The 14,354-nt window shown below is 35.7% G+C and carries 13 protein-coding genes; all 13 read right to left on the bottom strand.

The genetic code is table 11. The features are described 5' to 3' along the window. Complete coding sequence (locus AACU33_RS01815) at positions 1–726, bottom strand: class I SAM-dependent methyltransferase (RefSeq protein WP_096586767.1); 726 nt, start codon at positions 724–726, stop codon at positions 1–3. A 128-nt stretch (positions 727–854) separates the two neighbouring features. Beyond that, the gene (locus AACU33_RS01810) at positions 855–1,802 is read right to left on the bottom strand and encodes a glycosyltransferase family 2 protein (RefSeq protein WP_096586766.1); all 948 of its coding nucleotides are present in this window, start codon (positions 1,800–1,802) and stop codon (positions 855–857) included. Between the two features lie 46 nt (positions 1,803–1,848). After that, positions 1,849–2,937, bottom strand: coding sequence for a glycosyltransferase (locus AACU33_RS01805; protein ID WP_096586765.1), 1,089 nt, complete (start codon positions 2,935–2,937; stop codon positions 1,849–1,851). Further along, the gene (locus AACU33_RS01800) at positions 2,934–3,836 is read right to left on the bottom strand and encodes a hypothetical protein (protein WP_096586764.1); all 903 of its coding nucleotides are present in this window, start codon (positions 3,834–3,836) and stop codon (positions 2,934–2,936) included. Before AACU33_RS01800 ends, AACU33_RS01805 begins: the two co-directional genes overlap by 4 nt. Before the next feature lie 7 nt (positions 3,837–3,843). Next, positions 3,844–4,836, bottom strand: coding sequence for a polysaccharide pyruvyl transferase family protein (locus AACU33_RS01795; protein WP_096586763.1), 993 nt, complete (start codon positions 4,834–4,836; stop codon positions 3,844–3,846). A 17-nt stretch (positions 4,837–4,853) separates the two neighbouring features. Next, positions 4,854–5,843 carry a glycosyltransferase family 10 domain-containing protein gene (locus AACU33_RS01790; RefSeq protein WP_096586762.1) on the bottom strand — a complete coding sequence of 330 codons (990 nt, stop codon included), beginning with the start codon at positions 5,841–5,843 and terminating at the stop codon, positions 4,854–4,856. Between the two features lie 88 nt (positions 5,844–5,931). Next, positions 5,932–6,585, bottom strand: coding sequence for a class I SAM-dependent methyltransferase (locus AACU33_RS01785; protein WP_096586761.1), 654 nt, complete (start codon positions 6,583–6,585; stop codon positions 5,932–5,934). 93 nt (positions 6,586–6,678) lie between these two features. After that, the gene (locus AACU33_RS01780) at positions 6,679–7,692 is read right to left on the bottom strand and encodes a glycosyltransferase family 2 protein (RefSeq protein WP_096586760.1); all 1,014 of its coding nucleotides are present in this window, start codon (positions 7,690–7,692) and stop codon (positions 6,679–6,681) included. Beyond that, positions 7,683–8,201: an acyltransferase gene (locus AACU33_RS01775; protein WP_096586759.1), complete on the bottom strand. Its 519-nt coding sequence runs from the start codon at positions 8,199–8,201 to the stop codon at positions 7,683–7,685. The genes AACU33_RS01780 and AACU33_RS01775 overlap by 10 nt, the downstream gene beginning before the upstream one ends. Beyond that, a complete protein-coding gene (locus AACU33_RS01770; RefSeq protein ID WP_096586758.1) occupies positions 8,191–9,447 on the bottom strand; it encodes an ABC transporter ATP-binding protein in 1,257 nt (418 codons plus the stop codon). The genes AACU33_RS01775 and AACU33_RS01770 overlap by 11 nt, the downstream gene beginning before the upstream one ends. A gap of 74 nt (positions 9,448–9,521) precedes the next feature. After that, entirely contained in the window at positions 9,522–10,358 is an 837-nt protein-coding gene (locus AACU33_RS01765; protein ID WP_096586757.1) for an ABC transporter permease, read from the bottom strand. A gap of 412 nt (positions 10,359–10,770) precedes the next feature. Further along, positions 10,771–11,196 carry a hypothetical protein gene (locus AACU33_RS01760; RefSeq protein WP_096586756.1) on the bottom strand — a complete coding sequence of 142 codons (426 nt, stop codon included), beginning with the start codon at positions 11,194–11,196 and terminating at the stop codon, positions 10,771–10,773. 366 nt (positions 11,197–11,562) lie between these two features. Continuing rightward, a complete protein-coding gene (locus tag AACU33_RS01755; protein ID WP_339375704.1) occupies positions 11,563–13,002 on the bottom strand; it encodes a glycosyltransferase family 4 protein in 1,440 nt (479 codons plus the stop codon). Between the last annotated feature and the right edge of the window lie 1,352 nt (positions 13,003–14,354).

The raw sequence follows: 14,354 nt of genomic DNA, 5'->3' as shown, positions 1-14,354 counted from the left end.
TCAAAATTCATTTAATTTTGCATTCCAAGGACGAACTGTTTTTCCTGTTTTTTGATAAACCGTTAATTGAGTTTTTTGGATTTTAACTCCAAAATTATACTTAAATTTGTTCCAGCCTGTATATAGATAAGATAAATCGAGCTTTTTATAGCTAAAAGCAAAATTACTATCAATAAACTTGAGTACTTTGCGGATATGTGGATCGCTACTATCGTCAAACATAATTACTCCTTTTTCAGAGAGTAGTTTGTTGGAATAGAAAAAATCAATAAATACATCTTCAAATAAATGAGAACCATCAATATAAATTAAATCAAACATTAAACCCTCAGTTATTAGTTGAGGTAATACTGAGTAAGAAAAGTCTTCACGCATATCTACATAATTATGTAAATTTGCTTTTTCTATAATCAATTTACCAGTATCATCCCAAATAGTGGATTGGAATGGATCAATTGCAACATGCTGTCGATTTGGTACATGTTCTAAATCACGATGAGTTGCAGCTAGAGCTAAACAAGACGTACCATAAGCTAATCCAATTTCCAAAGTATTTTTTGGATTTAGCTCTAAAGAAAGTGAACGTAATGCCCAAAGATTATTTTCAGTAGATGCTGCTCCTAGCCGATTGAAGACTTTTCCTGTCTTTCCTATGACTTGCCGATTTTCTAAAATTTCTGTAAGTTGTGGACAAAACTGAAATCGATCAATTGTCTGCATATTCATTACAATTTATCCTGGAACTATTTACTTTTGAATTATTCTCAAAGCTGAAGTATTTCTTTAATGGCTTTCAAATTATCTTCTAGAAGTTGCATTGATTGTTGGGCAAGTAGAGAGGAACAGCAGCATGATTATCTCGTAGCCAATAACCTTTTGAATTCTGCAACTTGTTCAGCAGCAGAAAATCCTAATAACCGATAAGTTAGGTAGTATAGCCAAGGTGCTGCATTCCCTGAAGGTAGAAAGTGTTTATCTGTAATGCGTATTTGTGAAATAATCTTGTCAGCCCACTTTCTATCTGATAGCCAGATCATTCTGGCTTTCTCAAACCGAGTTTGATTGATGGCATTTTGTCTTGCTTGGATAAGCTGATCGGTGTCTTTTAGGTATTTTTCAAGTTTATCTAAAATAATCAACAATTGACGATGGGTTTGTGACTTGTCTTTTTTACAAACTGTTGACTCACTCCACTGTCTGTAAACTGAACCAGATTCAGCAAAGTATTCAAATTTTTTTTCTGCTATCAAAAGACGCAGATATAATTCATGTTCTTGGCAACATGGTTGATCAAACTTCCAGCTTCCCACATCAATAATTGCTTGCTTACGCCAAAGTGGACTGTTAGTTTGAGGAAGATACCATCGGGCTAGTAAAATCCAAGGATCGTGAGGTTCAGGAATTGGTACAAGTTTTTGCCAAGATTTATAAGGTTGATAATATTCAAGAATATTGGGGCTATAAAGTATGTCAGTTTGAGGAACCTGAGCTAAGTATTTAACTTGCTTTTCTAGCTTATCTGGTAATAAATAATCGTCTGCATCTAAATATTGTAACCATTCTCCTGTACTGAGTTCTAGTAATCTGTTTCTGGCTATATTACCTCCACAATTTGGCCCGGTTTCCCAACGGATAGAATTACCAAAACTTTTAATAATTTTTAGGCTTCTGTCTGTAGAGCCATCATCAACAATAATTACTTCTTTATTGGCATAAGTTTGATTTAGGGAACTTTTGATTGCTTGGGCAATCCAATACTCTGCATTGTAACAGGGAATTAAAATACTAACTTTTGGTAGCATAGTTGCTATAAGAATATTAAATAATTTATTTTTTAATGTTCGTTAACTAAGAAATAAGCATTGCTTGATAAACTTTTTGAGTTTGTTTGCCTATGTTTACCCAATCGATGCGATCGCACGCTTTGTTAACCAACTGGCTTAAGATATTTAAATCAGTTTGAGTACTTTGTTTTAAAGCAGATAATAAACCTTGATTATCTTCTGGATCGTATAATAACCAATCAGCTGTACATAAAGTTTCCGAAATACCGCTAGTCCGAGGCGCAATAATTGGTTTCCCATAAGACATTGCTAAAATTAGACTTCCTGAAGTTAAAATTCGCTCGAAAGGAAGTACTACCAAGTCTGCGGCACTAAAAAAAAGATGTATTTGGCTATCTTCTACAAAATCTGCATGGAGAAAAACTCTCTCTAAATTTGAAGTTTGCTCGCTAAGTTTTTGGCTGTAAGCTTGACTCAATGGTTTCCCAGCAATCAGGAGGGTATTTTCTTGCAAAAGTTCCTTGTTTTCTCCCCAAACTTGCAGTAAACGTTCAATTCCTTTGTATGGCCTCAACATACCCAAGTTTAAGTAAACACGCCCAGATAGGGGCAGACCAAGTGCTTTTCTTGCTGTTATTGGATCGATTAAACTATTGTAAACTTCGCGATAGTGACCGTGAGGAATAATCTCGGCGTTGATATTATTAATTTTGTAAGTTTGAGCAATGTCTGCTAAAGCTGATGAATGATGAACAATAATTTGGTCTACTAATTTTAGTAAGATGCGATGAGTCCACAATTCTATAAACGGAAACTGAGAATCATGAGAAATTCGATTGTGGATTGTCCAAACTACTCTGACATCAGCCGATTTAGTCAGGAGAATATCGATTAACAACTTGATGCTATAAACAAGTTTAGTTAGGCTATTTTTTCCTTTGAGATAAGGAGTTAGCCAGTGAAGATGCAAGACATCTATTTTATCTGAATTGGTTTTGACAGCTCTAAAAATAGGCAATAATCGACGATAACCTGTAGGAAACAATACTTCTACTCCTTGACTTTGCAAGGACTTCGCCAAGAGTGCTTGATAGGGGTTATCAACTCGGTAGTCTGGCGTCATCAAAACTCGCAAGGTTGGATGAGAACTCATTGCTGCAACTCCTTGAGGAATCGCTGCTGTACTAAATGCTGAATACCTTCGCTGTACATTAAGTGTCGGATTTTACCTACATAATGACGGCTGGGAGAACCGTTAATGCTTCCTTCTAAGTGAACGTCGTAAGCTGGAGGTAACAGTTCTACTCCAAAGCGGGAACTGCACAAAGCATATATGGTTTGCTCAATTCGCCAGAAATGCCCAATAATATTAGGAAGAGTCAGAAATTCTTCTATCCAGTCAAAAGACAGCGATCGCTTGTGTATTAATCCTAAGCCAGAATTGACTCTTGCAGCTAAATCAAACCCCAGATGGCTTTTGACTACTTCTGGTTCAACAGTATAAGCACTTTCTACATCAGCATTGACTGTATTGAGATGATAATCTGGGTTTTCGATGCGCTTAAGTAGCTCTGTGGGAGATTGAAAAAATAAGACATCGCTATCTAAGAGTAACAGGCGATCGCATTGCAAATATGTAGCAAAGTCAAATACTTTGGGTGAAAGGTGATTTGTTTTGCGAAACTCCAAACAGCGAGGGTAAGATCGTAGTAATGTCAGAACGTTCTTATCAGCCTTTTGTCTATCAATAATCCGGGCACTTGGGAAGTGATACTGCAAAGTTTGGCGATGTTCGTGACTTAGAGAACCATCGTCATGAATACATAAAGCGTAACGACGCTGAGAAAAGTGATAAAAAGTCTTTAACGCCCAGACTAAATTTAGCCAATCATTTGCAGATGTCAGGACATGAATCTCGCAGGTTAAATCAATGGTATTGGCAATTGGCTGAGTATCTAAAATCTGGTTTCTAACTGCATCGCGATAGTAAGCAGTATACAAACCATGCTCATACTTTTTTTGTAGTTTATAAATTATGGAACCAATAGACATGGTTGCTTTAACTCCTAATAAGGAATTTCTTGGCAGTTGCTTTGAAATTTAAAAATGGATTATATGTATTTGTGTCTGACTCGGTTAAAAAATGATTTTGGATAGATTGCCTTAAGTATGTTGCCTTTTCTGCTTGCAAAGCAACAAATGAAGATATCTTTTGTTCAATTTGTGCTTGATTTGCAAGAATAAAATATATTTTTTCACGTACTAAGGCATATTCTGTAGTTTCCAAACAGCATTCTGAAAGATTACTCTCTGTAAGTAATCGTTCTACTTTTTCATCATAGTTAATAGCAATAAATGGTTTGCCTAGCTGCATAGCAAAGATAATCGCATGAAATCTACAAGCAACTAATATTTGACTTTCAATTAATGGTTGTAAAGTAAATTCTTGAGGAGTTACATCGCCAAAATATTTTTTTAATAAATCGAAATCTCTATTAATATTAAAGTTTAAAGGAAAAGGACTAAGTTGAAATTCAGATAGTGCCTTTAGCCACATTTCTGGCTCAAAATCTTTCCAATGACATGGCGCTAAATTTATAGCGATTTGATTGCTGCTAGAGGTGATCTTCTCGGATGAGAATGGAAAGCACCAGGTTAAGTCTGGATGTACTTCTACTTTAGGATGATTATTGAGTAATGCTTTACTCTTTTGATCTCTGACATAGAAAAAACTAGCATAGTCAATAAGATGCAATATTTCTAAAAGTAATTCTGGAGATACTCTATTTACTCCTAAACCAAAAATACCAATTTTAGCTTTACATTTTTTCGTCCATTGTTTGATATCTACCCATATTCCTACTGATTCAAATACTAGCCCACCTCCACCAATTAATATCCAATCAAAAGTTTGCAGATATTCTTGTGGTGGAGGTAGATAATGAGGTAGAAAAACTACATTGTGACCTTGAAGTAATCTGGTGATACTGTATTGAATACGGTCATCTCCAGCATTGAGTGCGTTATAGTAACCAAATACTGCTATTTTCATTTAAATTAATTTTTCTGCTACTTACTAACTGTTACCTGTTCTCTATTTCCTTTTTTAAATGACTTCACTAGTCGCTGAATTGTTTTACCAGCCTGAACTGAGAAGGATGCTTTAAATTCAAAATCAGGACGAAGGGTAACTTTCTTTCTTTTAGCTACAGGTAGTTGACTACACAGTTGGGCTAACATAGGAAATAAGTTGTAGCGGTACAATACCTGATTGCGAGCTTCAATTATTGCCGGTAGAGATTTTTCGTATTGATTTGTGGCGATTGCTTGTTCAATTGTATAAATTGTCCTATCAATATCTTCAGGCCTAATCCGCACAAAAGAATCAGGAGAAAAATAATCGGTTAAATTGGGACATCCATAGTAAAGAGGTAAAGAGTATCCCAAATATGCATCGGTAAGTTTCTCTGTCCAATAATGTGGGGTGCTACCGTTTTCTAAAACAAGGTGATATTTATAAGGGGCAATTCCATCCCATTTATCATCAATTGGATTAATTGGCTTACCGAAAAATTCTAGGTCTTTGAAATGTTTTTTGAGTGCATCAAGTAGCTGTAGCCTCTGACGATGGCCTTCAGTAAAAGTTTTATTAGAACAAATAACAGATAATAATTTGGTTTTCTCAATTGGTTGCATGGAAACCAATTGATCGAAGGAATGGTTAGCAAGATGCCAAGTTTGACCATGCTGGGAAAGAATTAGATTGCGATGTTTGATGTGAGGGTGGCAAGTAATTACTAAATTAAACTGTTTAATATAGTTTGCAGGCCATGACATCATATCTGGTGGTTCGCGAGTTAAAAGAATTACGTTTTCTGGAGGGCAGAAAGTCGTTTCTTGCTTGAGTAAACCCTTGGAACTTTGTAAAACTACCCAAGCATCGCATTCTAGACAATCTTCATTAATTAAAAATTCGCAATCTTCCCAAATACCTTTTGAACTTGGTGTTTGTCGTATTCCTAACCAACTTGGATAGCCGACTGTGATTTTTATCCGCATATATTAATTTCTATTTAAATATCTAGGATATTTGGTAAATTGATTGCCAAGCATATATTTATTGTGGCAGATAAGACTCACAATATAACTATGATTTAATGGCTTCAAGATTTAAACTTACAGAGTATTTGCCTCCTAGAAGACGTCCTGACCAGTCATCAAAAGTCGTCATTTCTGTTGAGCCAGGTTGCCAAGTCTTGACTTCCTGAAAGCCTACATTTAAGAGTAACTTTTTCAAACTTGCTTCATTAAAAGCGGCTTTGTGGAAATTGAATTGATAATCTTGTCCACCCATTAGCAAGCCCATAATAGCATCAAGATTTTGATTGCAATCTTGATAAATTTTTATTAATTTATCGAAATCTGGTACTGATATACGGAGAGTCCCATTAATTTTTAAAGCTCTATGCCACTCTTTTAAAATTAGTGGAACTTGATTATAGGAGAAGTGTTCTAAGCAGTGGCAGGCGTAAATTAAGTTAACACTGTTATTTTTAAAGGGAGAAAGATCGTCAATTGCTCTAACATAGTGAATGTGCGAAGCTGGACGCGCATCAATGTTAATAAATTTTGGATGGTTAACCTTTCCACAACCAAGATGTAAATTAATCTGCTCGTTATGAATGCTGGGAAGCTGCGGTCTAATAAATTGTCTTTTAAATTTTTCTCCTATGATATTTAAGTTAAACCCTGATTGATTTAATTTTAAATACCAAGCTCCTAGGCTTAATTTATGATGCATAAATGTGATTTAATTCTAATATCAGTAAATAGACGATAAATTTATGTATTTTAGGAGAGTGGAGATGGCTAAATGTAGACTAATAGATGTTAATTAATTTAAGAAATTAATCAATCTCTGCTGAAAATTGGATACAAATAGGATTTGGGGATGGGTTAAAATTAGAATTAAAATTTTGAGCGATCGCAGAGATTTTTTATCTCCAGATATTAACGATTTTTTCACTTCTTCATTTAAATTAATATGATACAACCATTTACCTTGAAGAATAATCCGACTCTTTAGGTTTAGTTTATGCTGATTACTCCAAATGAGAGGAGCAACGACTTTTAATAGTTCTTCGGCAACTTTTATTTTATGATTTGATTTTTGCTCGTTAGTAAATCTGAAACAAGAGAGTTCGCTATCAATTCGTCCTATATTTCCTTGAGTAAGTAAAATTCTGCACCAATATTCATAGTCCATAACATAGTTGAGTTCTTCTTTAAATAAACCAACTTTGTCTGTGATACGTCTTGTCCAAAAAACTTCAGGTTGTACAAATTGGCGTTTTTTCCACCATACATCCCACAAATCTAAAATTTCTTCTGGCGTTTGAATATTGCCAAATTGCTCACCAATTTTTTCACCTTGCTGATTTACATAACGACACATTCCATGCAGCAAATCAGTTTGAGGAAACTTACAAAAGTGTTCGGCAACTTTAAACAGAGTACCCGGTAGATAATAGTCGTCACTATTCAGATAAGCTAATATTTCGCCAGTTGCTTGGGCGATACCTTTATTAATAGCATGAGCTTGACCGCGATCGCTCTCGCTAACCCAATAAGAAATCCACGGTTCATATCGCTTGATAATCTCTACTGTATTATCTGTACTACCACCATCAATAATGATGTATTCTAATTTAGGATAGCCTTGTAGCAGTACCGAACGAATAGTTTCTTCAATAAATTGTCCTTGATTGTAACTAGGAGTAATTATAGTAATTCGTGGTAAGGCAGAAATATTTGATATTTTGGTGGAAGGATAATATTGCTGTTCAGTCCAAGGCCAAACTCCTTGATTAAATGAAGGTGCAGGCAAATTATTTAAATTCAGTTGCATTCTTTTAGGTCTCGAAATTTATAATGTTTGGCTGGGCTACCAAAAACTATTGAATATGGTTCTACATCTTTAGTAACAACTGAATTAGCACCGATTACAGCCCCTTTACCAATAGTAATTCCAGGTAAAATGACTGAATGTGTACCTATCCAAACATCGTCTTCGATAACTACTTTTTTTGTCACACCTGTTCGGCGCATATTCTCTTGTTCGTAGTCGTGGGTAACTGAGGTAATCGCTGTATGAGAACCAATCATGACGCGATCGCCAATTTTAATTCCCCCGTGACACCACATATGTACATAGGTTCCAACTGTCACCTGATTCCCAATTTCTAGATTTCCAGCATCGTTAATACAAAATGGCACGTAAAAGTGGCAGCCTTCTCCATAGCTCTTAAATTGTGCCATTAGAGTATGTTTTTGACTTTCAAGTAGATATTGATTAATTTTTTTAAAAAATTTAATTCGGATAGGAATAATTAATTCTCTGAGTTTTTTACCCAGCATACCAATTACCCTGAATACTAATTTTACCTAAGCGTTGATCGTATTTTTTTCCATTAATAAAGGCTGGTTCTACATAAAAAGATTCAGCAAATTCTACCCAATCAACAAACTGTCTATTTTTATCAAAAATTCCTGAAGATATCAGATATTTTCCAGGCATTAGTTGATTCGTAAATTCTACATTTACTCTACCGAATTCTTTATTAGATTGAACATTAGTACCAAAATCTCTTTGAAAAAGGCTGGCTTGAACCTCTCCATCTTCTAAATTATAAATAAGAACAAAAAATTCTAATTCTTCAATTTCTTTATTTACTTTATAGTCAATCGAAATTTTTAATTTATCAAAAATAGAAACAACAATATCAGAATCTTGAAGATTATTTAATGTGATTTTTTCAATTTCTGCTCTTGCATCACCTTTTATATGTCTGTATTTTTTTGTTGATTCATCAGTGCTTTTATCAATTGCTTTTTGCATATAAAGAGATATAACTTCGGCAGGATTTCCCCCATAAATTAATTTTCCTTGAGATAATAAAAATGCACTAGTACAAAGTTGTTTAACAGTAGACATATTGTGGCTCACAAACAAAACAGTTCTACCTTGTTTACCCACTTCTTCCATCTTTCCTAAACATTTCTGCTGGAAAGCGGAATCTCCTACTGCTAGTACTTCATCTACGATTAAAATCTCAGGTTCTAAATGAGCAGCGACAGCAAAAGCTAATCTGACATACATACCTGAAGAATATCTCTTTACAGGTGTATCTAAAAATTTCTCTACTTCTGCAAAAGCAACAATTTCATCAAACTTACGCTGGATTTCAACTTTACTCATGCCTAGAATTGCACCATTGAGAAAGATATTCTCTCTTCCAGTTAACTCACCATGGAAACCTGTTCCTACTTCTAATAAGCTAGCAACTCTCCCTTGAATTTTAATTGTACCTGTGCTTGGTTCTGTAATCCGGCTTAAAATTTTTAATAATGTTGATTTTCCTGCTCCATTTCGCCCAATAATCCCAACTCTATCTCCTTGCTGAATTTCAAATGAGATATTGTTTATTGCCCAAAACTCTTCACGATCAATTGGAATTTTGGATTTTTTACTTTGAAATGGACTAAGCAAAGTTTTAGCCTGATTGCTAATGATATCTCGGAGTGTACTGTAGCGTTCCTGCTTTTGATGTCCAATAATATATTTTTTACTTAAATTTTCAACTCTAATTACAGTTTCAGGCATGAGTTATCTACTGGATCGCAATAATAAACTGAATTGGTAAAATCTCGAAATTACGGTGATTTTAAACTTAACTTTTAAATCACATCAGCAAATGTTTTTTCCATCTTGCGAAAATACCATATTCCAGTAACGAACAGTAAAGATACTAACCCTAAAGATAGGATAAATCCAGGTACATATAACTTAGACTCACCTCCTAAAATTGCCCAACGGAAACCGTCAATTACACCGACCATTGGATTTAAAGAGTAGAGAAAACGCCACTTTTCGGGAACTATATTACTACTAAATCCTACTGGAGAAATATAAAGACCAAACTGTACAATAAAGGGTACAATAAACCGAAAATCTCGATACTTAACATTCAAAGAAGCTAACCATAACCCTGCTCCCATGGAAGCAGCAAAGGCAATAGTAATAAACAAGGGTAATGTTAAAATTCGCCAACTGGGTACAAAGTTATACCATGCCATTAACCCCAATAAAATCATCCCAGAAATCAAAAAGTCTACAAAGCTAACTACGATGGCACTACTGGGAACTATTAAGCGAGGAAAATAAACTTTAGAAATTAAATTGGCATTGCTAATCAAACTATTACTGCACTCTGAAAGCGAATTTGCAAAGAATTGCCAAGGTAACATCGCAGAAAACACTAAAATTGGATAAGGTGCGCCTTGAGAAGGTAACTTTGCTAATTGTCCAAATACGACTGTAAACACTACCATTGTTAAAAATGGACGAATTAGCGCCCAAGCAATACCAATTGCTGTTTGCTTGTACCGTACTAAAATATCTCGCCATGCTAGGAAGTAAAATAACTCACGATAGCGCCATAAATCTTTCCAATATTGTCGTTCTGTGCGTCCCGCCTCAATGACTAAATGTGACTGAGAAATAGTATCTTTCATGTTTATAATTTAGTTGACCAAGCTGAAAGGGCACAGCAATGCTGTGCCCCTACAAGTATTTAGGTATTTTTTTAGTAGGAAATTCAGGCTTCACCTGTAGCTTCTGTAGGCGCTGATTTACTTACTTTGCAGAGACTCTGCTGGCGATCGCTTCAAGTAGTTGTGATTTTTTCAATCAAACGTGTGTAAACATTTATGTTGATAAAAAATGTTTCTACTAAACCCTGACAAACAATACAAGGAAACTCGTAAATTCACTCATATTTTTAATTACTAGTTTGGAATTATAATGTGTCATTTTGTCCGAAACGAATTAATTATTAGCTTCTTTGCTTCGCTCAAAATTACAAATTGTAGAAATAGCTTTAACTTGGTATGACGCGATCGCCATCTACGAAACTGACATTTTGCATTAGTTGATGAACCGAAAATCTTGAATACTTCTGTGACTCATCATTCGGGAATGTCTGCTAGTGAACTCGCCGACGGAAGGGTTTCTATTTGGATGCATTACCCCCGTTGCTTGTTGCCAAAGTTCTGGCGGTGCTACTGACAACTCATAAACAGAGTCACGTTTGCAAATGTGATACCACTTGGTTTCTTGGCATTCTTCACACCAAAAGGCTTCTAACCATTCACCTTCCAAAGGAACCGCCGTCTTGGCTGCTACTAGCATCAAGGCTTCGCGTCGCTTGACTCCCCGTTGTTGTAACTGTCCGGCTTGTTCGGCAAATAACCCATATTTTTGACTCATACTATCTATGTAGCACCTATGTACCGGACAATATATCGCTCGTCGTTTAGAACGTTTCCGATTTCGATCGCATCTTCTCTGCACTTTGGCCCTCCGTATCAGTAGACATCAAACAGATCGCAAGAAGGTTGCATTGAAGGGACTGAGATCGTAAAGACCATCAAAGCCCACTCCCAAATAAATAGAGTTATTAAATTGAAGAAAAATCTGTGAACCAGTGCCAGTTCAGAGGAACAAGTTTCACTATCTTTTCTTGGAAAGCAGAATTACGGATATCTGCTTAAGGAGAGTCTGCATTCGCAGGATTGCAAAGCTTAACTCTCAAGAATAGCGTTCCTAAAGGGTAGACGCACTTTGTTTATATAGCCGCAAAATACAATTGTCAAGCCAGCAAAGAAAATAAATTAATACGGTTTTGGTAATTTTTATGCGTAATAACACCCAACGCTCTTAGGAAATAGCCTGTTGCAATACTCTTAAATATTGTTTAGCTATGATTTCTGGCGTAAAATGCGACTGCAAATACTTACGGGAGGCAATGCCCATGCGTTCTGCTAGTTGTTGGTTGGTACTTAAAAGACGAATGAATTCAGCTAGTCCATAGCTGTCACCATTCTCAAAACTAGCGCCACATTGGGCATCGAGAATCAATTGTCGTAAGTAAGAATACTCTGAACAAATAACCGCCACTGGACGTCCTGTTGCCAAAGCTGGGTAAAGCTTACTCGGTGCAACTAGACTTTCCATCCCAGCTTTGACACTTACTAGAGACAGATCGCAAGCTGTTAAAGAATAGGGTAGTACTTGTTTGTCTTGATAAGGGAGAAAAAGGAAATTATTTAGTCCTAACTGATGGACTTCTTCAATAAAACTTTCATGTTTCGGCCCGCCACCAATACAAACGAACTGAATTGGCTCGTTTTGTAGTTGTTTGGCAGCTTCTAAAATGGTGTCCATATCATGACACCGACCCATGTTACCGGAATAAAGTACGGTGAATTTATTAACTAAGTTATATTGCTTGGCAAACCAGTTATCTTTTTTGACAATCGGCACAATTAGGTCAGGATCTCCCCAACTGTGAATTACAGAAACTTTATCCGCTACATCTGGACAAGTTGCGAGTACCCGCTGCTTCATAGCAGGACTTAGAACTACTATGCCGCGTGCTTTTCGCCAAATCTTTCTGTTGAGTGCTTGCCAAAATCTTGCCAGCCAGTGATGTTTGGGGATTACCCCAAGAGCGATCGCAATATCTGGGTAGATGTCATAAATTAAACACACGTAAGAAAGACCAAAACACAGATGAGCCAGATAACCGATAATTGGTAAAAATGGTGGTGCTGAGGTCAGTAAAAATACATCATGGCGACGGCAACATCTGGCTAGATGCAGCACAGCACGCAAGGTAAACAAGATCCCATTGATAGCTTTACCACGAACCCGCCGCGACCAAAGTTGAGCAGTGCGCGATCGTTGAATTCTGATTCTACCTACTTGTTCTACAGCAGGAGCAGTAGAAGTACCAAAAGCATACCCTGGTTGACCTGTAAATACCTCAACGTTTACACCTTGTTTACTTAACTGTCTCACCAGTTCTTCAATTAACTGTCCTGTGGCAGCATAGTCTGGGGGAAAAAACTCAGTGATCACAGACAAGTTCAGCGATTGACCGTACCAAGTTTCATTCACTCCTAGAGACTGATGCGAAACTATGGAAGGAAATACAAATGTGGCAAAATTCTTCCCATTATGTTGTCTTCCATCCTCGAAGTTAACTTTCTCACTTGACAAAAAATCTTTATCAGATTTTATGAATTGCTGATTTTGAGAAATTTTGTTAGTAGATTTTGTTAGCAACGATTTTTTCAGCCACTCACTGAATGTCATTGGCTATATCGTCCTTCAAATGTTTTTAGACTTAGAGATAAAATTGACAGCAATTTGAGCTATAAGCTGCTTTTATTGCCCAATAATTGCTGTTCAGTTCCTTTATAATCGATGTTTAAGTAAATTAGTGAAAATATAACTTTTTTTTGTAAAAACAATATTATTTTTTATTAAGCTCTGTAAAATTTACTAATTATATATCTATTTTTCAGATTAAAAACTGCTTCCAACCTAAGCAATTAAAGTTATAGATTATTACTTTGATCAAAGAAAAAACCAAACATTTGCATGAGTAAAATATTCAAAAATTTACCACGCTCTAGGGAAAATTTTTGAATTATTGCAAGAGCATTTGTTGTCAAGGATTTTTATTTAAAGTATTGAATCATACTTTGTTTTTAGCTTGTTTTTAGAAGCATCATCTCTATGCGATCGCGTTCTCAACTCCTTAAAGACTGTAAAATAAGTATTTTGTCTTACCCAAAGGACTGCTCTGCTGGCTCCCAACTACGTATACAAGTAAGCAATATATCATACCACAGATATTGCTGTAGTCAATAATTAAATCAAAATTACCTTGATTTTTTTTAGAATTTCATATTGGCTAAAGTGTCTGAGGCGTCAAAAAATAGCTCTTGGATATATCAAAGCCTCTGCAACTACCAAGCCTAAGTATATAAGTCTATAATCAAGTTCAACTTTCGTACCATATAAGCAAGACAATTGAGAGGTAATATTTGAGATGTCAGCTATATTCCTATTTATAAGGATAAGGTAAACTTGCCGCCAGAATAGTCAAATTATAGAAGACAGCCAAAAATTAGCTAATTACTTACCTGAATCACAGCTAATATAAATTTTTTGAGTCATGGGTTAAGATAACCTAGCGTTCTTTGAAGATGCTACTTTGTCATAACCTAGAGGTAAACTGCTTCTAGATCGGTGTTCTTGATAGGCAAATATCGGCTAATAAAAATTAATATTTATCTCATATCATTATTAGCAAAAATGCAGTAGGCTATGTACCAACCTAGCGAACATTAACATAGCAATGGAATATTTCTCGAACTTATGAATCTCAATCTAAGTAGGTAAGCATGAATAAATCTAACTATGTAACATAATGTAAATCTCACAAAGCCCTTGCGATTGCTACTATACTCTACGGGAACGACTACTCTGCGAGAACGCCTCTGGCGAACGTCGAACGAGAAGCCACTGCGTGTCTACACTCTGTTCGCAATGACGTAGTTATAAATTTTCGCACCCACCTACTTAAATCAAAATTTTTTAGGAATAAATCAATAGAAGGCAGAACTGGTAAGCATTCTCTCATTTACTTCTTCCCTAAC

It is taken from the genome of Calothrix sp. NIES-2098 (assembly GCF_963875125.1).
Classification (GTDB): domain Bacteria; phylum Cyanobacteriota; class Cyanobacteriia; order Cyanobacteriales; family Nostocaceae; genus Aulosira.
This window is presented reverse-complemented; position numbering and strand designations above follow the sequence as displayed.

Coding starts and splice junctions, on each gene's coding strand:
- AACU33_RS01815 (WP_096586767.1), bottom strand. CDS start 726: ATGAATATGCAGACAATTGATCGATTTCAGTTTTGTCCACAACTTACA.
- AACU33_RS01810 (WP_096586766.1), bottom strand. CDS start 1,802: ATGCTACCAAAAGTTAGTATTTTAATTCCCTGTTACAATGCAGAGTAT.
- AACU33_RS01800 (WP_096586764.1), bottom strand. CDS start 3,836: ATGTCTATTGGTTCCATAATTTATAAACTACAAAAAAAGTATGAGCAT.
- AACU33_RS01785 (WP_096586761.1), bottom strand. CDS start 6,585: ATGCATCATAAATTAAGCCTAGGAGCTTGGTATTTAAAATTAAATCAA.
- AACU33_RS01795 (WP_096586763.1), bottom strand. CDS start 4,836: ATGAAAATAGCAGTATTTGGTTACTATAACGCACTCAATGCTGGAGAT.
- AACU33_RS01765 (WP_096586757.1), bottom strand. CDS start 10,358: ATGAAAGATACTATTTCTCAGTCACATTTAGTCATTGAGGCGGGACGC.
- AACU33_RS01790 (WP_096586762.1), bottom strand. CDS start 5,843: ATGCGGATAAAAATCACAGTCGGCTATCCAAGTTGGTTAGGAATACGA.
- AACU33_RS01755 (WP_339375704.1), bottom strand. CDS start 13,002: ATGACATTCAGTGAGTGGCTGAAAAAATCGTTGCTAACAAAATCTACT.
- AACU33_RS01770 (WP_096586758.1), bottom strand. CDS start 9,447: ATGCCTGAAACTGTAATTAGAGTTGAAAATTTAAGTAAAAAATATATT.
- AACU33_RS01775 (WP_096586759.1), bottom strand. CDS start 8,201: ATGCTGGGTAAAAAACTCAGAGAATTAATTATTCCTATCCGAATTAAA.
- AACU33_RS01805 (WP_096586765.1), bottom strand. CDS start 2,937: ATGAGTTCTCATCCAACCTTGCGAGTTTTGATGACGCCAGACTACCGA.
- AACU33_RS01780 (WP_096586760.1), bottom strand. CDS start 7,692: ATGCAACTGAATTTAAATAATTTGCCTGCACCTTCATTTAATCAAGGA.